This is a genomic window from Pectobacterium araliae (assembly GCF_037076465.1).
Taxonomy (GTDB): domain Bacteria; phylum Pseudomonadota; class Gammaproteobacteria; order Enterobacterales; family Enterobacteriaceae; genus Pectobacterium; species Pectobacterium araliae.
The window spans coordinates 1818853-1840596 of the sequence record NZ_AP028908.1; the positions used below are offsets into that span (position 1 = coordinate 1818853).

Genomic DNA, 21744 nt, shown 5'->3' on the forward strand with positions numbered 1-21744 from the left:
TGAACTCGACTCTTATAGAGTCGGCCGTAGTTTCATAAAACACCACCCTAGAATTACCGCTTCTATTTGCATAAGCTGGCATTTTGTTATCCTTCATTGAACGCAGCAAAAGATTGCTGTTCCACAGTTATATACCTCGTATGAAAACTGGTTATTGAGCTAAGTCATAACTTCAATTTTTCTCATGAATGTAAACTATTTTTCCTGCTGTGTTAACTAACAGGCCGTAGTGTTTGTAATGTCAGTCTAGCATATAATCGACAGACCAGATCTGGTCTCCATGAATACACTTAAAGAAGCTTTTTGCAGCGTTCGGTTTCTGTATTGTTTCACTCTGTCATAGATCGAAACCGTCCCCAATCTACCATTTTAAGCACATTCCCTATACCACTCCCTGACGCGCCGATTGCGCAAAAAACCATAGCATTTCGATACATGCGTACCGACCAAAAAATTGACTTCAAATTGAATAAAATGAGGTGTGGCGCGGGTTGCAGCAATGTTCGCAGTTCGCACAGCAACGCGTCACAACTGCGTACCACATTGCGAATTTTTCCGTACCCGCTCAGTGTCGTTTTACGTGCTTTCTCACTGGCACTGGTTTAACCATCATGATTTTTGTGTGCGCAAATTCTTATAGATAGGCAAAAGTGGGTCGGTTCGGTAGGTTCAGTCGGTTCACGTAGTCAACTGATTGATAGATAGGGTAATTATTTTTAGAATTGAACCGACTTATGGGTAGGTTCACGCGGTGTGTAGGTCGGTTCACCAAGCCAGCCAGAAAAGGGGCGTTTGATTAGGTCGGTTCAAAATGGCTAAAGTCGGTTCAGGGTCGGTTCACTATTCAAATAAAAATAACCATAAATCAATGTATTAAAATAATGAACCGACTGAACCTACCGAACCGACCTTATTTTACCTTACGCGTGATTTACTCTTCCTCGTCGTCGAGTGTCATGAGTACCACAAAGCGCGGCTGCTTGCCGTCAATGCGCAGTGATTTACGTGTAATGCCTTTGGCGGGTTTATCCAGCATTCCGGCATCAGCCAGCACCTGTGCGAACGCAGCGGCATTGGCACCAGTGGCAATTTCGTTATTGAACACGGCGGGGAAGGTGTGAAACACCAGCGTATCGGCTCCTGGCTTTTTCACCCGATATCCCGCCAGATCCTTGATGGGTAAATCGCGTGGATCAGGATTGGGATGCGGTAAATAACGGCTGTAGCCAAACTGGTGCAAAAAGGCGTCGGCTTGTTCTACCCAGGCTTTGGCCTCGCGGTTGCCCATGCCAAATTCATTTACCCAAGCATAGAAGCTATGCTGTAAGGCATCGTGGCATTCCTGCGCCGTCCAGCCAGTAAAAGAGGCTGAGAGCAATAAAGCCGCTTCTAGCACGGCAAAACGTGACGCCACCCGCCGCACTTGTTCGCTGGCATCATCGGGTAACAGTGAAAACCAGCGCCGCTCTGTTTCGCGATAGGCTCCTAGCGCGTTTTCTTTCTGGCTGGCGAGGTGAGCAATCCACGTCCGACCAACCGCGCCATAATGGGCGTTGCTGGCATCTCGGATCGCGTCAGCATGGGCTTTGCCATCCTGATAGCCATGAAATACCGTCGCTTTGGTGATCGGGACATTCAGCAAGCGCACCAATTGACCGGCATTCACTCGCCCACCGTCAGCGCGGATATAGCTTTCCAGATCGATCTCGCCGGTACTGAACGCCATTGCTCGCCAGCGCTTTAGTTCTCGGTTGCCGCCTTCTCTGGCTCCCTGAATCTTACCCACACCGTTAAACAGCGCATAGGCGGCATCGGCCACGGCTTTGCGATTGCTGCCTTGCCCGATTTCATCCAACGGCATGAAACCGTCATTGTGGACGGCGGCTTCGTTTACCAGCCCCAACGCAGTGGAATACCACGTTAGTTTAAGCGCATTAGGATCGCCATAGACAGAAGAGGCGATATTGCCGGTGGTGGTTTTGCCCGCAGATGAACCGCCAAACAGATGGACGCCGAACCCGTCCGTGCCCACTAGCCCGATAAGCGGTGCGGCAAAGGCACAGGCGACCCCCAACATCATAGAGGGATTACCCTGTGCCAGCGCCGCTACATTACCACGCCAGCTTTGCGCCGTTCCGCTGGTGGCATAACCTTTGGCTGCGCCCGATTTACCGTTGAACAAGACGGGAATGCTCGGCATGCCGATAACTGAACCGTCCGGCATCAGGTAAGCGCCATGCTGCCAGCCGGTCGCGCTGGCGATTGCCCAGCGGCAACCTGCATGACTGCGACACAAGTGATCGGCCAGTATTGCCCGTAACCCGCCTTTGGCCGTGACTGCCAGCCCACCCGCACGTAATCGTGCCCAGCCTTCGCGTTCGCCAATATCGCGCATTGGAATGGCTTCGGTGCGGGGCTGGCTCTCACCGCTTGGCGTCCAGCTTAAAACCAGATAACGCTCTGACTCATCCGATCCAATCCCCGCCACCGTAATAGGATCAGACAGCCAGCTTTCACGCTCGATAATGTCGCCGCTGTCATGGTCAGTCTTCGGCTCTACCCAATACAGCCCGCCATGACGAATGTCTGCGTAAGGTTTTAAGGGGGAATAGGAAGACGGCAGCGGTTTTTGTCCTGGCTGATAAAGTGAGGCGGCAAAGGCCGATATGGATACCGCCTCGCCATGTTGCTGGTAGTAATCATTCCAGTCGGCTTTTTCAGTTGTCGGCGGGAGCGCCACCCAACCGTTTACCGCTAGTGCTGCTTTTTCAGCCGCGATTTTTCCCGTGTTGTTACCATCGGGTTTACGGTCATTATCCGCAGCAAGGATGATTTTGGCGTCCGGCCAGACAGCACGGCAAGATCGTGCAACGTGGATCAGATTCCCGCTATCTAATGCGCTGATAGCGACACCTTGCATCAGTAACGATGTCGTAATCGCGGTAGCGTAACCTTCGGCAATGATCATTGTATCCGCGTGTTTGGGTAGGGTACTAACGGGAATGAATGCGCCTTTCTTTCGGCTACCGGCAATCAGCTTTTTCTCACCATTAGGTTTGATAAGCTGTGCGCCAGTAGTGGTGCCGCCCATGTTTTGCAGCGCCAGCAACAGGGAACCATCATCCAGCAGTAGTGAGGGGCGTTGCAGCCCTTTATTCAGCAGATAGTCAGATTGACCCGATACCGCTTTCGCCACCAGCGAATTTACCCGTTCGGTAATTAGACGATGATCAGGTTTTTTACTGGCGAGTATAACGACCGGCAACGGAAGCGCCAGCACCTCGGCGACCTGTTCCGCTGCTTGCCACGCATCACACTTATTCACTTTCATCACCAGATCCAGTCCGGTTCCTGCGCCGCAGTGAGAACAAAAATAGGTGCCACGACCTTCTTTATCGTCAAAACGGTAGCGGGTATTCCCGCCACAGTTGGGACATTCACTTTCCTGCCGATTGGTCGGGATGCCTAACCGCTGCAAAATTCCCTCCCAATGGCCGTTGGCTTTTGTCCGCACGTCTTGAATGAACGTGTTGCTCATGCGGCCTCGTCCTCCTGCGCCCGGTGGAGCGCATCAAGCCGTTCGGCAAGAATAAACATCAGGATCTCTTTTGCCTGCGGTTCCCTTAACTCCACGATGGCATAAGCCAATGCACGACACTGATCGATCAGTTCTTCCTGTTCCAGCGGTGTGTTATCAAACATGGCGCACCTCCTGAACGGGAAGGCGAGCAGAGAAAGTAAATGCAAAACACGGAGACAGCATTTGCCGTGCTTCCCGCTCTGAATAGGCTTCAACGGATAGGCGACAAAACGTTTTTTCCTGCGGAGAGTAGGGCAGTACCAGAAAGCGATACTGAAATTTAAGGCGAGTTTGGGTAGACTGTGAATCAGCCATGACGTTACTCCTTTTAACGCTGTGGTCAGAAGCCCAGTATGTGTTGCTGCACTGCCGGGCTTCGTTATGTTAACCTTGAATTCAATCAAGGTGTGCGCACAGGATAATTCTTGGTGTGCGCACACGTCAAACGCTTTAAATTTCAATTTTTCAGGCAGAGTACCGTCAGTGTCTTTAACGGAGTTAGGCATGGCTACAGGCAATAACAATAGTAAATCCACTAAAAAGGGAATCCGTTTCCCACACGAACTGATTGATGAAATTGATGCCAGCGTAGCGCGTGAAAAAGTAGACAATCCCAACGCTAATTTTTCTGCGTGGGTATTGGATGCCTGCGGGCGTAAGTTAGAAGCGGAAAAAGACGATAAATCAAAACCGTGATTTGAGCGTTTTTCTAAATAGCTGATGTGCTGATTTTGGGCGTAGCAATGCCCGCTCCAGCCAGTGCCAGATTTTTGGATCATCATATTTTTGATTCCGATATGCCGCTAGCGCGGCAATAAAAATGGATGTGTCGGATTATGCGGTTTCGGTTTGCTGGTCACGTTCGGCAATGCGTTGCCTTAACCAATCGCTAACTTCATCCTCGAACCAGCCTACGCGCCGTAAGCCAACCCGAAACCCTTTGGGGAATTCTCCGGCATTGATCATTTCCTGAAAGCTGCTGTCTGAATTAACGCGCAGAATGGCTTTCACTTCTTTCTTTAACAGGATTTTTCTGTCTAACAGGTTCATACGTCTTTATCTCCAATGAAACCGGCGTTGTCCGGTCAGTGCAGATAGTTAAACGGTTTTGTGGGCTAAAGGGTGGTAGGCAATAAAGATAGTTGGTAAGAGAGAAAATCAAATGAGGTAAGGCATGGTGCTAGTTTGGTAACGGCCGCTGTCTAACACGGCCGCTATTCTGTCGCTAATAATAATGATGGTGTTAATTAGCGGGCATAGCCGCCAGAGCTTCCGCAATTAGCTTACGAAAAGACTCTGTTTTATCCGGCGTATTTTCACCGAGCACCGAACCCACCGCCAGCGCTGCATCTTCTGCGAGTTTTTTCTGGTTCAGTTTGTTACCCCATTTATAAACACCGCCGCTTTTACCTTCAAGCGCCTTCGATAAACCAGCGATAAGAAGCAATGCGGTATCACGGTTAGCAAATTCGCCCCAACTTTCTGGTAGTGGTACGTCTTTTTTGGGATCGGAAAAGCCATACCAGGGTGAATCATCGGAAAGTAATTGGTTAGCCCACGGCCAAATATCAGCGGCAAGAAACGTGGCATCGTGTATCTGGGTATTTCGATTGATAGTGTCTACATCAATCTGTGTTGTCCAGATATTGGTAGTATCACCCCATGCGCTGGTGTGGGACGCGCGGATCGGTTTGATGATACCGAACCTTACCGCCTGAAAGATGGTTTGCAGATAGCTTTCTATTTCAGATTCTTGGTAATGGGGAACGGAATCAGGCAGGTAATCATCGGTGCAATAGGTGATAGATGTATTGTCGCTGCCGTGACCGGCCATGACGCTTGCCACCTGATGTGCAGTGACTTCGATCATTCCCCTCATGTGTTTAGGTATTTTCAGCATATTCCCTCGGCTGGTATATCAAATAGCACAGCCCCGATGTAAAGGGGCTGGTTAACGGTGTGGGTTTCTTTCGGTTTGTACCGGATAACGACATTTTAGGAGGGCAACTAACAGGAATCAATAATTAGCTGTATATAAATACAGTGTTAGCCATTAACTGCGCGCAATCCTCTGGCTCCTTCTGACGCCATCACTTTTCCCGTTGCGGCTGTTTCGACAAATTCACCCCACCAGCACATCAATATTTTGCGCTGTTCCAGATAAGTGGATCGGTTATAGGCGCGGCGCACTTCGTTGGTGTCAACGTGGGCGAGGGCGGCTTCAATCACATCTGGCGGGAAGCCTTCTTCATTGGCGGCAGTGCTGAATATGGCGCGTAGGCCATGAGACACCAGCACACCTTTGTAACCCATACGGCGCAATGCGGCGTTAGCGGTCTGGCTGTTCATCGGCTGCTTAGGGTCTTTACTGGAAGGAAACAGGTATTCACGGTGTCCGCTGATGGGTTTCATGGCGTCCAGAATAGCTAATGCCTGCGGGGGTAGGGGAATAACGTGATCACGACGCATCTTCATACGGCCAGCGGGGATCGTCCAGGTGTTATCTGTAAGGTTTATCTCGCTCCAGCGGGTTTCAGCGGCTTCGGCAGGGCGGGTAACGGTGAGTAGCTGCCATTCAATCAATAAGCGGGTCTGTAACTCAATGCTGGCGACCGATAGCGTTTTCATCAAGCCAGGTAATGCCTCTGGCCGAATGGTCGGCATATGGGTTTTCACCGGCGTCTGAAACGCTTTGCGGATCTTGGCGGCGGGATTTGCAGGAATCAGCCCGGAGTTAACCGCATAATCCATCACCTCGTTGATTCGCTGGCTTACCCGTTTGACGGTTTCCAGTTTGCCGCTGGCCTGTATCGGTTCCAACGCGGTGATGAAGTGACGAGCGGTAAGCTGGGTGATCGGTAAGGTTCCGATGAACGGGAACACGTATTTTTCCAGCGAGCGCCAGATATCTTTAATGGTGTTCTCGGCCAGCGGTTGAGACTTTTTCACTTCGTACCAGTCGGCGGAAACTTTGGCGAACGTGTTCAGGTTGATGGCTTGCTCTTGTTCGCGCTGCTGTTGCTGGTGGAATTGCGGATCGATATTTTTTTCTAAGAGCGCTTTTGCGGCTTCCCGCATTTGCCTTGCATCAGCCAAAGAAATTGCCGGATAGCTACCAAACGTCAGCGTAGTGCGCTTTTTAGTTTGTGGGTGGTAATAGCGAAAACGCCATGTCTTTGTGCCGGAAGGTTTGACGAACAGTAGCAGACCGCCACCATCATGTAGCGACAATTCTTTGTCTATTGCTTTAGCAGCTTTGACTTCCGTGTTTGTGAGGGGCTTTGCCTGAATTGCCATGATCGTTACCTTTGGGACTACGGTTTTATGGGACTACGTTGATTTAGTCCCAAATGTAGTCCCAAACTTTCCGGCTGTAAACGGGGTATCCCGATAGATAACAGGCAACAAAAAACCCGCAAACTCAGTGAGAATGCGGGTTTCTGTGGGGTTTCCGGTAGTAAACGATACTAACCGAAGTTGTATTTGGTCGGCACGAGAGGATTTGAACCTCCGACCCCCGACACCCCATGACGGTGCGCTACCAGGCTGCGCTACGTGCCGATGCTATGGGCATTTATACTACCTTTTCCTGACCTTATTGCAATAGTCTGATGGAACGACTGTTTTAGATTTAAGCAGTTAGTTAGCAATAAAGCGCCTTTCGTTCGTTAGTACCTGCAAGAGTAAAGCAAGCTGCGGTTTTTCATCATTCAGCCGATTTCCTTCCATGTCGTAAGCCCGGTAGTTGCCGTTGCTTTCCAATACGATGAGCTGATCCTGCGTTGTGATGAGCAACGTGCCGCCGTTACCGTTAATCAACCACGGGTAGCGTCGTTGGGCAGAGAACAGATCTTCGCCCTGCGAATAATCATCCGTACTGTTTTTAACGTGGAGCAGGCGCTGCATTAGTGTGGTCATGACGTCTTTGTTGTCCGTCATTTTGGTAATGGTCTGCGCAGGCGTGTTCGGCCAGTGAACAACGAGCGGCGTTTGCCACTGGGTACGGGCAAAACGTGTCGTGTTGTTGGTATTAGCATTCTGGTTTTGTGCAGTTGTCACGATGACAACCGTGTTATTCAGGATGTTTTTTTCCTGTAGGGTGTGAATGATTTGCCCAATCTGGCGGTCAACGCCCTGAATATTCATGCGACCGTTAGGCTCAGCACCTTTGCCATCTGCGGTTTTCGGTGCGCTGCTGAGTTCAACATAAGAGAACCACGGCGCTGGACTATTATCGAGATTGAGCCATTCTTGCCACTGCGTGATGATAGTATCGCCGCTTTGCGGCTGCGGTGTAGGCAAGGAGAAATCAGAAAGCAACGCCTGACGGTAGAGCGGGCTGTTGAAGCCATTCGCTGAAAATAGCCCAAACTGGTAGCCCTGCTGGTTTAATGCTGCGATCAATGCGGAGGGTTTTCGCGCACTCAGGATGCCATCCATATAGGTCGTCGAGAGGCCGTAAAACAGATTAAACAAGGCGGCGTCTGGCTGAGAACCTGAGTCATAATGATCGCTGAAACGTACGTTTTCTGCCGCGAAACGCGACAGGTTCGGCATCCTGTTTTGTATGGCGTCAGGCGGTGTATCGTCGATCATCACCATCAGCAGGTTATAGCCGCTGCCGCCATCGCGGAAAGTGATGCCATTCAGCGGGTACTCCACGGTTATCGCCTCAGGGTTACCTTGCTGCGTTAACCGACGCTGATATTCCTGCGCATCCAGCAGGCCATGTTTTTCCAGAAACCGTCGTGCCGTCATCGGATACGATAGCGGTAGGTTAGCGCGCTGCATGGTAATCGGACGATAGAAATTCGCATCGGCCCAGATGTACATCAGGTGCGACGCAAAGAACGCCGAGATGAAAACGCCCGCCAGCGGTTTACCAAAATGGCGGCGATTCAGACTACGTAATTTTTGCCAACTCCACGTGCCGAACAGCATTTCCACCATGAAAATCAATGGAATGCCGATGAACATCCACTGCCAGTCGCGGGCAATTTCCCCCTGACCTGGGTTGACGACAAGCTCCCAAACGGTGCTGTTAAGATGCAGGTGAAAACGTGTAAAGACTTCAACATCGACTAACAGTATTGTTAGCCCAGTCGTTGCCAGTGCTGCAGACAAGAACCGTAGCAGGCGCTGAGACATCACAATAAACGTGAGCGGGAAGATGATCAGCAGATAGGCGGCAAAGACGATAAAACTAAAATGACCGAGCCAGCTAACCAGCGCATAAATTCGGCCGAACAGGGAGATCGGCCAATCGGCAACAAATAGGTAGCGGCTACCCAGCCCCAAAGTGAGCAAAATGTTGAATAAGGCGAACCAGTGTCCCCAACTGATCATCTGGGAGACTTTTTCGCGGTAGCGCTGACGGTTGGTTACCATACGTTGGTCAAAATTTAGTGAGCTTTATCGGCTTTTTTAATCGAAGCCTGTAGGGCTTCAGCGAAAGAATGCGCCAGAATCTGACGTTGCGCAGGTGCGATGCTGGTGTTAATCAGGTTCGTCACCATATTACCGAGCACCATCAAAGCAAGATCGGTCGGAGCATGGTGCTTTTCCAGAACGTTGACCATCTCAGACAGCAGCTGTTCAACGTGTTCGTCACTATAACGGGATGATTGTGGCATAAAATGGCGTATCTCAAGCGAGTAAAGTCGCTTATCTTACCGTATAGGCTTATGCTTTTCCGCACTTTTATCATTACGTACTTTTATCACTCATTAGTGTAGACGTTTACGCGCGTACAGGCGTGAAGAGCGGTTTTATGTATTGCGAGCCGTTCGTATCAGTGTTTGAATACGCGCCTTGCCAAAAGGAGAGTTTATCATGAGTCTGGATATCGCCCAGATTGCCCTACATCAGCTAATTAAACGTGACGAACAAGCGCTGGAAATGGTGTTGCGTGATTCCCTGCTGTCGACTAATACGGCAGTCGAAGAGATGATGGCTGAACTGCACCGCGTTTACAGCGCCAAGAGTAAAGCCTACGGGCTGTTTAATGAGCAGAGCGAGCTAGCGGATGCGCTTCGCGCTTGTCGAAAAGGGGATGAGGACTTTCTGAGTTTCTCACGCGCGGCGACCGGACGCTTGCGTGATGAACTGGCGAAGTACCCGTTTGCTGAAGGCGGTATCGTGTTGTTCTGCCAGTATCGTTATCTGGCGGTCGAATATTTGTTGATATCTGTGCTCAATAGCTGCAACAGCATGCGAGTTAATGAACAGCTGGATATCAGCACCACGCACTATCTGGATATCAATCATGCCGATATCGTTGCGCGTATCGATTTGACGGAATGGGAAGTTAATCCAGAATCCACTCGCTATCTGACGTTCCTCAAAGGCCGCGTCGGGCGCAAAGTGTCTGACTTTTTCATGGATTTTCTGGCCGCGGCAGAAGGGCTGGACACCAAAGCACAAAACCGTGGCCTGTTGAAAGCGGTTGATGAGTATTGTGATGAGGCGCAGTTGGATAAAAACGAGCGTCAGAATTATCGCCAGCAGGTGTATAGCTATTGTAATGAGCAATTGCAGTCCGGCGAAGAAATTGAGCTGGCATCGCTGTCGCAAGAGTTGCCACCGCTGGGTGAGAAAACTTTTCAACAGTTTTCAGCCGATCAGGGTTATGAGCTGGAAGAGAGCTTCCCCGCCGATCGTGGAACACTGCGCCAGTTGACCAAATTTGCGGGCAGCGGCGGCGGCATTAGCCTAAATTTTGATGCGTTGCTGCTCGGTGAGCGAATTTTCTGGGATCCGGCGACGGATACGTTAACGATTAAGGGCACGCCACCGAATCTGCGCGATCAGTTACAGCGTCGGACGAGCAGCAATAAGCAATAGATATCCAGAAGACGGCGTTGCCCTTTTTCTTATCGTCAGGGAAAGGGCTGTGGCTGAACTCTGCTACGTCAAGGCGAAAAAAAACGCCGCATAAGCGGCGTTCTTTTTTTCCGGCGTCCCGGAAAACAACTTCAGCGCAAACTAAACGCGAACGAAGTCGATGTGAGTCAGTTTTGGCTTGTAAACGTGACGTTGTACAGCCTGAACTTTAACTTGAATTTCTTTACCATCGATAGACAGGATCACTGTTTCACCGTAGAAGCCTTCTTTCACTTCTTGGTTTTTTACTGAATCGTGATCCAGCTCGATAGATACTGGTGCTTCTGAACCACCGTAAACGATGGCTGGGAATTTACCAGCTGAACGCAGGCGGCGGCTCGCACCCTTACCCTGACCTTGACGTGCTTCTGCTTTGATAGTAATCATTTTTTTCTCTACTTATATAAAGTAATCCTGCTACAGGCGACCCAGCAGCAGGTTGGGTTATTCAGCTTTTGTGAACAAAAGCGGGCTGAATTCTAGCGGAATATGAGGTTATGGGCAAATGAAACCCACAATTACTTAGCCCCGCAGTTCGTTGGCGCGGCGAAAGCGCCCCTGATAATCAAAGAGCTTTTCGCGTATTTGCCAGAATTTCCCGTTTTTACGTGCGACGACGAAGTCGGGGGCGCGTAATAAGCCCTGTTGCACGACGACGTCAGCGGCATTCTGCCAGTTAAACGGAATTCCCGGCGCGTGTTGGTGAACACGTAAGAACTGTTGCAGGAAAACGTGGCGCTGAGCGGTAGTGTGCAGGCGAAAACGTTCGCTCACGTCGGCGCCTTCCTCATCATGGTAGGTAATTTTCAGCCATTCTCCTTTGGCATCTTGTCCCTGAACGAAGCTCATACCGCTACAGCGTAAAACCAGCGCATCTTTCAATTTCAGCGCCGCTTTCAGCATGTCGTCGGGGTCGACCAGTACCTCATCACACTGGTGGCAGCGTCGCGCAGCAATATCATTTTCTGCGCCACAGTGGGGGCAAACTTTAAATCGAAACCGGAAATCGCACTGATGGCGCTGACCGTTTTCCACCATTTCCCAGCCTTGGCAGCGGCGGCCATAGTGTTCGATGATGTCGCCGTCTGGGGTCGTTTTCCCCCAGAACAGATTGGCAAAACCACATTCAGGGCAGAAGACTTGCACCGGCTGACTACCAGCATGTGGCTTGCTGTTGCCAACCTCTGGCGTGTAGAGGTCATGCGGGTTGCCCGCGTAATCCAGTATCAGGCAATCCGTTTTTCCTGGATACAAACGTAAACCGCGTCCGACAATTTGCTGATACAGGCTGACGGACTCCGTTGGGCGGAGGATCGCAATAAGATCGACATGTGGGGCATCAAAGCCAGTTGTCAACACCGCCACGTTGACCAGATAGCGCAGCGCCTGCTGTTTAAAGGCATCAATCAGCGTATCGCGCTCGGCTGGTGGAGTATCGGCGCTAACCAGCGCAGCCTGACCTGCGGGCAACAGGGCAGCAATCTCTTTGGCATGTTCAACGGTGGACGCAAAAATCATCACGCCGCGTCGCGTTTGCGCATAATCGATGATCTGGCTGATGATGTGCGGCGTAATACGCTGCTGACGTTTGAGTTCGAGGTTTAGGTCGGCTTCGCTGAATAACCCGTTGCTGCGGGCGACGAGCTTACTGAAATCATATTGCACTACAGGCATATCCAGCCGGTCAGGCGGCACCAGAAAGCCATGCTTGACCATATAACGTAGCGGCAGCTCATAGATGCAGTCGCGGAACAAACAGCGCTCGTCGCCGCGCATCATGCCGTGATAGTGATACTGATATATCCAGCCTTTGCCAAGCCGATAGGGCGTCGCCGTTAAGCCGAGTAGCCGCAACTGTGGGTTAGTTTTTTGCAGATGCTGGATGATTTGCTGATATTGGCTGTTATCGTCGTCGCTAATACGGTGGCATTCATCAATGATCAACAGTGAGAAGGCATTATCGAACTGGTCGAGATTACGCGCGACGGATTGCACGCTGCCAAAGACCACCTTTCCCTGACTCTCTCGCTGTTGCAGCCCCGCCGCGAAAATATCCGCTTCCAAATTTAAGGCGCAGTATTTGGCATGGTTTTGCGCGACCAGTTCTTTGACGTGAGCGAGTACCAGAACACGGCCACGTGCAAGCCGTGCCAATTCGGCGATGACCAGACTTTTCCCTGCGCCAGTAGGCAAAACGATGACGGCCGGTTGGGTATGGCGGCGAAAATAGTCGAGCGTGGCGGAAACAGCCTCACGCTGGTAAGGCCGTAGTGTGAATGACATCGCTAGTGCTGGCAGATTTTATTGGCGCTGGTGGTGAACCCTGCATCCTGCGGGATAAACTTTCCGCGTTCAGACAGAAATTGCACCAACATTGGAGCCGTCATGTTTTCGGCTGAGCAGGTATGAAAACGTGCTGCACGGCCGAAACGGGTTTCTATGGTGGTAATTAACTGTTCGGTGGTAAATGATTCACCAGACGCGAGCATCATTTGCAAAACTTCATGACCATGAATGGATGACATAGGGTGTCCTTAAAATGTAAGAAATTGCCCCTATTATGCCTGTTGATAATACCTGGTGCGAGGAATGCGCAGCCTGGATACGGGCTAAAAAGAGCGATCCGCAGACAGTGAATTGCAGGACGAGCGGGCAAAGCCCCGTTATACTACAATTTCATCATTTAGGGTCTCATGATTTGAGACAGGCAGTTATTTGAGATAGGTAGTCAGTTTTAATGCGATTGGACAAATTTTTATCCCAACAGTTGGAAATTAGTCGTTCACTGGTGGCGCGTGAGCTCCACGCACAGCGCGTTACCGTCGATGGTGAAGTGGTAAAAAGCGGTGCATTCAAGTTATCCCCCGCGCATAACGTTGAATTCGATGGCAACCCACTGAAACAGCAGAATGGCCCACGTTATTTCATGTTGAATAAGCCTCAGGGCTACGTTTGCTCAACGGACGATCCCGATCACCCTACCATTCTTTATTTCATGGATGTACCGGTGGCGTACAAACTGCATGCGGCAGGGCGGTTAGATATCGATACCACAGGGTTGGTGCTGTTAACTGACGATGGACAATGGTCGCATCGTATTACCTCACCTAAGCATGAGTGTGAAAAAACCTATTTGGTGACGCTGGAGCAACCGCTGGCTGAGGATACCGCTGCACAATTTACGGCGGGGGTACAGTTGCATAACGAGAAGAGCCTCACTAAGCCCGCGACGTTAGAGCAGATAACGGATCACGTCGTGCGGTTGACGATTAGTGAAGGTCGCTATCACCAGGTAAAAAGGATGTTTGCTGCGGTAGGTAATCGCGTTGTGGAGTTGCATCGCGAGCGTATTGGCGGCATTTCTCTGGATGACGAACTGGAACCGGGGGAATACCGGGAGTTAAGTGCTGAGGAGATCGCCAGCGTAAAATAATACGATTCAGACCGACCTTTTTCTAATCTGGAGTTATTCGTGCGATTACGCCGCTCTTCTCATTTCGGGCTGATTTTTATTCTCGGCCTGATTTCGATGCTAATGCCGTTAGCGATCGATATGTATTTACCGGCGTTGCCGACCATAGCTGACGAGTTTGGCGTGGGGGATGGCCATGTCCAAATGACGCTCAGTACCTATGTGCTGGGTTTTGCGATTGGCCAGATGTTCTACGGGCCGATGGCGGACAGTCTGGGGCGTAAGCCTGTGATTCTTGGCGGTACGTTGGTTTTTGCGTTCGCAGGCGTGGCCTGTGCGCTGGCACAAACGGTAGAGCAGTTGATCTACATGCGTTTCCTGCACGGCGTCTCCGCTGCGGCGGCTGCGGTAGTGATTAATGCACTGATGCGCGACATGTTCTCGCGGGATGACTTTTCTCGCATGATGTCGTTTGTCGTGCTGGTGATGACCGTTGCGCCACTCATTGCGCCAATCGCCGGTGGCTGGCTGCTGCTGTGGTTTAGCTGGCACGCCATTTTCTGGGCGATCTCTGGTGCGGCTTTTCTTGCGTCAGCGTTGATTTTCTTTTTTATCAAAGAAACCTTACCGCCCGCGAAACGACAGAAATTTCATCTGCGCACCACCATCGGGAATTTTGCCATCCTGTTCCGCCACAAGCGGGTGTTCAGCTATATGGTGGCAAGCGGGCTTTCGTTCTGCGGCATGTTTTCCTTCCTGAGTGCCGGGCCGTTTGTGTATATCAATCTGTATGGCGTTTCTCCTCAGAATTTTGGCTACTATTTTGCCCTGAACGTCGTCTTTTTGTTTGGGGTGACGCTGTTTAACAGCCGTAATGTGCGACGGTTGGGTGCCATGGCGATGTTCCGTACGGGACTGGTCATCCAGTTTGTGATGGGGATATGGCTGGTGGTTGTCTGCCTGTTCGATCTTGGCTTCTTACCGCTGGTATTTGGTGTGGCGCTGTTTGTTGGCTGCATTGCGATGGTGGCGTCGAACGCGATGGCGGTTATTCTTGATGATTTCCCTCATATGGCAGGGACGGCATCATCGTTGGCTGGCACGCTACGCTTTGGTCTTGGCGCGATAGTGGGGGTTATCCTCTCACTGGCTTCATTCAACAGCGCCTGGCCGATGGTGTTGTCTATGGCACTTTGTTCTATCTGTGCATTTCTGCTGTATCTGTACGCGCACCGTTCCGCTCCATCCTGATTTTTCCCTTCTTTTCAGGTGCAGGTAAGGTATTCCTGCACCTGAATGTGTTCTCTCTTCTTCGTTTTCCTTCTGATGACGACAGTCAGGCATTCATTTTTGTTTTGGTAATGTAAAATATTTAACCTAAAAGTAAATAAATAGGCTGAAAGGGGTTGAGATATTAAGTGGAAAAGGTTACATATAGCCGGAAAAGAAGAGCAATTCGTGATCGGTTTGGCATTAATAGCGCTTGCAATCAGGCTGGTTAGCCCCTAACACGATAGGTAAAAGGTGTGTTTGTTGTTTTTTTGTTCACCAAAAGTGGCTGGAAATGGTGTGAACACGCTACTATGATAAATATGTTATCATTTTGTGAATTATTACCTGAGGGAAACAGTAGTGGACGGTTTTCAACTTTCGGTAGTTCATCGTTTGCCGCAAAGTTATCGCTGGTTATCGGGTTTTACAGGTATCAATGTTGAACCGATTCCGCTGAGCGGCAGAGAAGAAGACAATAATCTGATTGGTCTCAAACTATTGAGCCATGATGGCGATATCGCATGGGAAATCATGCGTCAGTTGAATCAATCCCTGTCTGAAATACAGGTTGAATGCGCCGTTCTGGAATGGGAAGGCGAGCCCTGTCTGTTTTTACATCGCAATGATGAAAGCACGGCAATGTGCCGTTTGAAGAATATCGGTGTTGCTATCGCGGAATCGGTATCGGCACAGTATCCTTTTTAAATCGCAGCGTCAGTCATTGGCGCTGCGGTTTTCTCTTGTTTGTTTCCGCTGTTTTGCTGCCACTCAGGATGAAAACTGTAGCAGTTCCCGCGTGTACTGTTCGGCAGGGTGCGTGAATACCTGTTTACAGTCGCCCTGTTCGATGACGTTGCCCTGCCGTAACACCATAACCTGATGGCACAGTGAGCGAATAATCTGCAAATCATGGCTGATAAACAGGTAGGCGATTTTGTGCTTTTTCTGCAAGGATTTCAGCAGTGCCAGAATTTGCGCCTGAACTGTCCTGTCCAGCGAAGATGTAGGTTCATCGAGGATCAGCAGTTCCGGTTGCAGTATCAGCGCTCGAGCGATAGCGATACGCTGGCGCTGACCGCCGGAAAACTCCGAGGGATAGCGGTAGCGAGTGGTGGGATCGAGTCCCACTTCCTGCATCACCGCCACCACGCGTTGTTCGCGTGCTTCTTTACTCAGTTTTTGATGAACGGTTAATCCCTCAGCAATGATTTGTTCTACATTCAGCCGCGGGTTCAGCGCGGAATTTGGGTCCTGAAAAACGACCTGAATCCGGTGGCGGAAAGGTAGCATTTGCTTACGGGTGATTCCTTGTAAGGGCTCACCGTCAAACCAGATATCACCGCGTGATTGAATCAGGCGCAGCAACGCTAATCCGGTGGTGCTTTTTCCTGAACCGGATTCCCCTACCAGCCCCAGACTTTCACCGCGGCGCAAGGTGAAACTAATATTGTTAACCACCTGCTTTTCGTCAACGGTTCGGCGCAAGAGGCCACGTTTGATGGGAAATGACACGTACAACTGATCCACCCGCAGGAGCGGTTCACCGGTATCTTCTAGTGGAAGCGGCTCGCCCGATGGCTCTGCGTCCAGTAATTGGCGCGTGTAAGGATGCTGCGGTGCGCTGAAAAGCGGCTGACAGCGGTTGTGCTCCACGGCCTTACCCGCTTTCATCACCGAGACGTTATCTGCCAACTGACGGACAATATTCAGGTCGTGAGTGATGAACAGTAAACTCATCCCCAGTTCCTGCTTCAGCTCGTTCAGCAATTTTAATATTTGCGCCTGAACGGTCACGTCTAGCGCCGTTGTGGGCTCATCGGCAATCAGCAAATCGGGTTGGGTCAGTAGCGCCATCGCAATCATAACGCGCTGGCGCTCCCCGCCGGAAAGCTGATGCGGGAAATCAGTTAACCGACTTTTCGCCTGACGAATGCCCACGCGATCCAGGCAAGAGATGACTTCGCTGCGGGCGGCCTCGGTGCGCATTCCCCGGTGTAACGAAAGCACTTCGATCAGCTGTTTCTCAATACTTTGCAAGGGATTGAGCGACACCATCGGTTCCTGAAAGATCATTGCGATCCGATTACCGCGTATTTGACGCAGGGTTTTCTCATCGGCGTGCAGCAGTGATTGCCCTGCGAAACGGATATCTCCTTGCGGATAAACCACCGGTGGGGAGGGGAGCAAACGCAAAACTGACAGTGCGGTGACGCTTTTCCCCGAACCTGATTCACCGACCAGCGCCAGTGTCTCACCCGCATTGACCGCTAGCGAAAGCTGATCGACAACGCGCTGTTCTTGATCGCCTTTGCGGAAGGCAATGCTGAGATTATCTATCTGCAATAAAGGTGAACTGGACATATTAATGCGCCTTGCTGGGATCAAAGGCGTCGCGCACCGCTTCGCCGATAAAAATAAGTAAGGAGAGCACGATGGAAAGTACCATAAACACGGTAATGCCCAGCCACGGTGCCTGAAGATTATTTTTCCCTTCCAGTAATAAAGTACCTAATGACGGTGAGCCCATAGGCAGACCAAAGCCGAGAAAATCCAGCGATGTCAGCGTGGTAATCGAACCGCAGAGAATAAAGGGCAGGTAGGTCAGCGTCGCGACCATCGCGTTTGGCAGCATGCATCGAAACATAATGGCGCGGTCGCTGACGCCCATCGCCTGTGCTGCGCGAATATAGTCAAAGTTTCGGGTGCGCAGAAATTCCGCCCGTACCACGCCAACCAGACTCATCCAGCCGAAAAGCACGGTAATGCCCAATAGCCACCAGAAATCCGGTTGGATCACGCTGGATAGCAAAATAATCAGAAATAGCGTCGGCATGCCGGACCAGACTTCGATAAAGCGCTGACCCCACAGGTCGAAACGTCCGCCGTAATAGCCCTGTGTCGCCCCGACGACGATACCAATCACGCTGGACAGGATCGTGAGCGCCAGCCCGAACAGCAGTGAAATGCGAAAGCCGTACATTACCTGGGCAACCACATCTTTCCCCTGACTATCTGTTCCCAGCCAGTTCTGTTTGGAGGGGGCGGACGGGAAAGACGCGGTAGTCGCGTAGTTTATGGTGTCGTAGCTGTAGCGAATCAGTGGCCAGATGGTCCAACCGTGGCTGCTGATACGTTCAGCGATATAAGGATCGCGGAAATCAGCGGCGGTATCTAACTGCCCGCCGAACGTTTTCTCGCTGTGATCAATCAGCACGGGCGTATAGAGCTGACTGTCATATTTCACCAGTAGCGGTTTGTCATTGGCGATCAGTTCGGAAAACAAGCTGAGGATAAACAGCACCATGAAAATCCATAGCGACCAGTAACCGCGACGATTACTTTTAAAACGCGCCCAGCGCGCCTGATTAATCGGGCTTAAGCGGCTCATTAGCGACCCTCAAAATCGATACGCGGATCCACCAGCGTATAGGTTATGTCGCTGACGATATTCAGCAATAAGCCGATCAGCGTGAAAATATACAGCGTGCCGAACATGACGGGGTAATCACGTTGCAGCGTCGCGTCATAGCCCAACAGACCCAACCCGTTGAGAGAGAACATCACCTCAATCAGCAGTGAGCCAGTGAAAAACATGCTGATAAAGGTGGCGGGGAAGCCAGCAATCACCAGCAGCATGGCATTACGAAATACGTGGCGGTAGAGAATGCTCTTTTCATCCAGCCCTTTAGCGCGTGCCGTCACCACGTATTGCTTACGAATCTCATCCATAAAAGCGTTCTTGGTGAGCATCGTTAAGGTCGCAAAACCGCCAATCACGGAAGCAATAACCGGTAGCGCGATATGCCACAAATAGTCGGTAATCTTGCTGTACCACGGCAAGGTATCAAAATTGCTGGAAACCAACCCTCGAAGCGGGAACCAGTCCAGATAGCTGCCGCCTGCGAATAGCACAATCAAGATGATCGCAAACAAAAACGCGGGAATGGCATAGCCGATAATGATGAGTGTACTACTCCAGGTGTCGAACGGAGTGCCGTTTTTTACCGCCTTTTTGATGCCAAGTGGAATGGAAATCAGGTAGACGATCAGCGTACTCCACAGCCCCAGCGTAATCGAAACCGGCATGCTCTCCTTAATGAGTTGCATCACCGAAGATCCACGGAACAGGCTGTCGCCGAAGTCAAAACGCACGTAATCCCACAGCAACGTAAAATAGCGCTCATGGATGGGTTTATCGAAGCCATAGCGTTTGGTGATTTCCTCAATGACTTCTGGGTCAAGCCCGCGTGAGCCTCTATAAGCGTTCTCGATATTGGGGGCACCGCTGGTGCCTGTGCGTGCCATTCCGGCATCCATTCCGCTATTGGCGGTATAGCCGCTGCCGTGGCCCATTTCGATCGCCGCAATGGCCTGATCGACAGGGCCACCGGGAGCAATTTGTACAATGAAGAAGTTAATCGTAATAATCGCCCACAGGGTTGGGATGACCAGCAAGAGGCGGCGTAACAAATATGTTCCCATTTTGATTCCTTAACGTCGCTCTGCGGGCAGCGTAGCTGCCTGTTTGGCATCGAACCACCAGCCGTCAAAGCCAAGCGAATAAGCCGGGCGAACAGCTGGCATAGCAAATTTGTTCCAATAGGCGAAGCGGTCATGATTGGAATACCACATCGGGATCATGAGCTGATTCCAGGTCAGCACCCTGTCCAGCGCACGACCTAATGACAGCAGGGGGACTTTCTGCCCTTGATGCTTAACGATGTCTTCAATGAGTGAATCAATCGCGGGATCGCTGACGCCCGGTCTGTTGTAGGTTGAATCGATGTACTGTGAGCTCCAATACACTTGCAGATTGTCATTGGGGTAGAGGAATGCAGGGTACACCATCGCCGTCATATCGAAATCCCGCTTACGGATGCGGCTGTTGAGCTGCGTGCTGTCGATGTTACGCACGTTCATGGTTATGCCCAGTTTTTTCAGGCTCTGCTGAAAAGGCAGGACATACTGTGAGTTGCCAGCGCTTGGCAGCAGCAGTTCAAACGTAAATGGCTGCCCGGTTTTGCTATTGACCAGCTTTTGATCTTTCAATTCCCAACCCGCTTCTTCCAGCAGCTTGAGTGCCTTAAGCCAGTTTTGCCGATCATAGCCGCTGCCATCGGAGGAGGGCGGTTGATAACTGGGGCCAAAAACCTCGGCTGGCACTTTATCTTTAAGCGGTGTCAGCCAGACGAGTTCCTCAGCGCTGGGTTCGCCTTCGGCGGCATACTCGGTGTTTTGGAAATAGCTGTCGGTACGTTGATAGGCGTTGTAATACAGCGCTTTGTTCATCCAGTTAAAGTCAAAGGCCAACGCTAACGCCTGACGCACGCGACGATCCTGAAACAGCGACCGCTGGATATTGAATGCCAACCAGCGCGTATCCTGAGCGGATTGATTGACCTGATCTTGTTTGATGATGTAGCCACGCGCAAAGTTGCCGCCCTGATATTGAGCCGCCCAGTTTTTGGGCGATCCTTCCTCGCGCAGATCGAAAGCCCCGGCTTTAAAGGCTTCCAGCGCTACACTGTCGTCGAGGTAGTAGTCGTAGCGGATTTTATCGAAATTATACTGGCCTTTATTGACCGGCAGATCGGCACCCCAGTAGTCTTTCACGCGTGAATAGGTGACATATTGTCCCGTTCGATAGGCGGTGATGCGGTAAGGGCCGCTGGCCGGAGGCGGATAGGACAGCGGCTCATTGAACTTATGATTCTTCCAGAATTTCTCCGGCATGATCGGTAGCGTCAACAGGCTGAACATACGATTTTTGTCAGACTCGGGAAAATCGAAGCGTACGGTCAACGGGGCAACGGCTTTGGCGGTGACATCTTTAAAATAGATGCGGAACTGCGGCACGCCCTGTGTCATAAACATGTTGTAGGTAAACGCCACGTCAGCGGCGGTAATCGGTGAGCCGTCATGAAAATGAGCCTTGGGATTCATCTCTATTTCAATCCAGCGAAAATCCGCCGAATGGCGTGTCGTCAGCGCGACCAGTGGGTAATAGCTGCCAGGTTCGTCATCAGAAGACGTAAAGAGCGAGTCGTAGAGTCGTTCCGTACGCGCTGCCGCTACGCCGCGTAGCGCAAAACGGTTGAAGTTGTCAAAAGTACCCAGTGCACTAAGGGTGATACTACCGCCTTTGGGTGCAGCAGGATTGACGTAATCAAAATGGCTGAAGTTCTCACCATATTTGGGTTCACCCAAAAGTGCAAAACTGGTGCTGTTTTCAATCGTTTCGGCATGCAGCCCAAAATGGGTTGTGCAAAGCAATACGGCAGCGATAACGCGTTTTAACATCTGACGGCAATCTCCTGCGAGTGGACGTTATCTGATTGGGCATCTGATATAGATATGCCATACCGTAACGTCAACAATGCCAATTTTCTCGGCATAAAGTTCTTGAAATAATTAACATTCCCATCGGGAAGTTGCGTGTTTTCTTTTTATCATGAAATCAGGTAATAAGCCTACTGTAATCACGGCCTGTTAATGTTTCAGGTTGTTGAGTCAGTCATATTTTGTGCAGTCTGTCGCCGAAGGGGAGGAAGTAGCGGCATTCGAGGGGCTTCAAATCAGAGGGCGTCGCAATGAAGGT

The 21744-nt window shown here is 50.8% G+C and carries 20 protein-coding genes and 1 tRNA gene; 5 read left to right on the forward strand and 16 right to left on the reverse strand.

All coding sequences use genetic code 11. From position 1 onward, the window contains the following. Nucleotides 1-931 precede the first annotated feature (931 nt). The 3 genes from AACH44_RS08245 to AACH44_RS08255 are packed head-to-tail and all read right to left on the reverse strand — an operon-like array spanning nt 932 to nt 3895. Nucleotides 932-3538 carry a TOPRIM and DUF927 domain-containing protein gene (locus AACH44_RS08245; protein ID WP_261849863.1) on the reverse strand — a complete coding sequence of 869 codons (2607 nt, stop codon included), beginning with the start codon at nt 3536-3538 and terminating at the stop codon, nt 932-934. Further along, entirely contained in the window at nt 3535-3702 is a 168-nt protein-coding gene (locus AACH44_RS08250) for a hypothetical protein (protein ID WP_010286537.1), read from the reverse strand. Before AACH44_RS08250 ends, AACH44_RS08245 begins: the two co-directional genes overlap by 4 nt. Beyond that, nucleotides 3695-3895 (reverse strand): host cell division inhibitor Icd-like protein, encoded by a 201-nt coding sequence (locus AACH44_RS08255; RefSeq protein WP_261849864.1) that lies wholly within the window; start codon nt 3893-3895, stop codon nt 3695-3697. Before AACH44_RS08255 ends, AACH44_RS08250 begins: the two co-directional genes overlap by 8 nt. Nucleotides 3896-4084: 189 nt before the next feature. Between AACH44_RS08255 and AACH44_RS08260 the strand changes: the two genes are divergently transcribed. Further along, entirely contained in the window at nt 4085-4276 is a 192-nt protein-coding gene (locus AACH44_RS08260) for a YlcI/YnfO family protein (RefSeq protein ID WP_014915000.1), read from the forward strand. 138 nt (nt 4277-4414) lie between these two features. Here AACH44_RS08260 and AACH44_RS08265 read toward each other — a convergent pair whose 3' ends face one another. The 6 genes from AACH44_RS08265 to AACH44_RS08290 form a co-directional block, all read right to left on the reverse strand. Next, complete coding sequence (locus tag AACH44_RS08265) at nt 4415-4630, reverse strand: helix-turn-helix transcriptional regulator (RefSeq protein WP_103162093.1); 216 nt, start codon at nt 4628-4630, stop codon at nt 4415-4417. A 193-nt stretch (nt 4631-4823) separates the two neighbouring features. Then, nucleotides 4824-5450, reverse strand: a complete 627-nt coding sequence (locus tag AACH44_RS08270) for a hypothetical protein (RefSeq protein WP_261849865.1) — start codon at nt 5448-5450, stop codon at nt 4824-4826. Nucleotides 5451-5626: 176 nt separating this feature from the next. Continuing rightward, nucleotides 5627-6877, reverse strand: coding sequence for an integrase domain-containing protein (locus AACH44_RS08275; protein WP_261849866.1), 1251 nt, complete (start codon nt 6875-6877; stop codon nt 5627-5629). Between the two features lie 187 nt (nt 6878-7064). Further along, nucleotides 7065-7141, reverse strand: a tRNA-Pro gene (locus AACH44_RS08280). Nucleotides 7142-7219: 78 nt separating this feature from the next. After that, on the reverse strand, nt 7220-8968 hold the full coding sequence (gene yejM, locus AACH44_RS08285; RefSeq protein ID WP_261849867.1) for an LPS biosynthesis-modulating metalloenzyme YejM: 1749 nt from the start codon (nt 8966-8968) through the stop codon (nt 7220-7222). A 14-nt stretch (nt 8969-8982) separates the two neighbouring features. Further along, entirely contained in the window at nt 8983-9213 is a 231-nt protein-coding gene (locus AACH44_RS08290) for a YejL family protein (protein ID WP_261849868.1), read from the reverse strand. Between the two features lie 199 nt (nt 9214-9412). On the opposite strand from AACH44_RS08290, the gene yejK reads away from it, so the two are divergent. Next, entirely contained in the window at nt 9413-10423 is a 1011-nt protein-coding gene (gene yejK, locus AACH44_RS08295; RefSeq protein WP_261849869.1) for a nucleoid-associated protein YejK, read from the forward strand. Nucleotides 10424-10564: 141 nt separating this feature from the next. On the opposite strand, the gene rplY is transcribed toward yejK, so the two are convergent. The 3 genes from rplY to AACH44_RS08310 all read right to left on the reverse strand — a co-directional run bounded on the left by rplY (nt 10565) and on the right by AACH44_RS08310 (nt 12987). Further along, complete coding sequence (gene rplY, locus AACH44_RS08300; protein ID WP_261849870.1) at nt 10565-10849, reverse strand: 50S ribosomal protein L25; 285 nt, start codon at nt 10847-10849, stop codon at nt 10565-10567. A gap of 135 nt (nt 10850-10984) precedes the next feature. Then, nucleotides 10985-12745, reverse strand: coding sequence for a DEAD/DEAH box helicase (locus tag AACH44_RS08305; RefSeq protein ID WP_261849871.1), 1761 nt, complete (start codon nt 12743-12745; stop codon nt 10985-10987). 2 nt (nt 12746-12747) lie between these two features. Next, nucleotides 12748-12987, reverse strand: coding sequence for a YecH family metal-binding protein (locus AACH44_RS08310; protein WP_261849872.1), 240 nt, complete (start codon nt 12985-12987; stop codon nt 12748-12750). Nucleotides 12988-13199: 212 nt separating this feature from the next. On the opposite strand from AACH44_RS08310, the gene rsuA reads away from it, so the two are divergent. The 3 genes from rsuA to AACH44_RS08325 all read left to right on the forward strand — a co-directional run bounded on the left by rsuA (nt 13200) and on the right by AACH44_RS08325 (nt 15851). Then, entirely contained in the window at nt 13200-13895 is a 696-nt protein-coding gene (gene rsuA / locus AACH44_RS08315; RefSeq protein ID WP_261849873.1) for a 16S rRNA pseudouridine(516) synthase RsuA, read from the forward strand. Between the two features lie 96 nt (nt 13896-13991). After that, nucleotides 13992-15125 (forward strand): Bcr/CflA family multidrug efflux MFS transporter, encoded by a 1134-nt coding sequence (locus AACH44_RS08320; RefSeq protein WP_425606649.1) that lies wholly within the window; start codon nt 13992-13994, stop codon nt 15123-15125. 381 nt (nt 15126-15506) lie between these two features. Further along, the gene (locus AACH44_RS08325; RefSeq protein WP_261849875.1) at nt 15507-15851 is read left to right on the forward strand and encodes a YejG family protein; all 345 of its coding nucleotides are present in this window, start codon (nt 15507-15509) and stop codon (nt 15849-15851) included. A 63-nt stretch (nt 15852-15914) separates the two neighbouring features. Here the strand turns inward: AACH44_RS08325 and yejF are convergent, their stop codons facing one another. From yejF to AACH44_RS08345, 4 genes are read right to left on the reverse strand one after another with little or no spacing between them, the layout of a single operon-like run. Further along, complete coding sequence (yejF, locus tag AACH44_RS08330; protein WP_261849876.1) at nt 15915-17507, reverse strand: microcin C ABC transporter ATP-binding protein YejF; 1593 nt, start codon at nt 17505-17507, stop codon at nt 15915-15917. Between the two features lies 1 nt (nt 17508). Continuing rightward, the gene (locus AACH44_RS08335) at nt 17509-18534 is read right to left on the reverse strand and encodes an ABC transporter permease (protein ID WP_261849877.1); all 1026 of its coding nucleotides are present in this window, start codon (nt 18532-18534) and stop codon (nt 17509-17511) included. Continuing rightward, the gene (locus tag AACH44_RS08340; RefSeq protein ID WP_261849878.1) at nt 18534-19628 is read right to left on the reverse strand and encodes a microcin C ABC transporter permease YejB; all 1095 of its coding nucleotides are present in this window, start codon (nt 19626-19628) and stop codon (nt 18534-18536) included. Before AACH44_RS08340 ends, AACH44_RS08335 begins: the two co-directional genes overlap by 1 nt. A 9-nt stretch (nt 19629-19637) precedes the next feature. Further along, the gene (locus AACH44_RS08345; RefSeq protein ID WP_261849879.1) at nt 19638-21446 is read right to left on the reverse strand and encodes an extracellular solute-binding protein; all 1809 of its coding nucleotides are present in this window, start codon (nt 21444-21446) and stop codon (nt 19638-19640) included. Nucleotides 21447-21744: the final 298 nt, after the last annotated feature.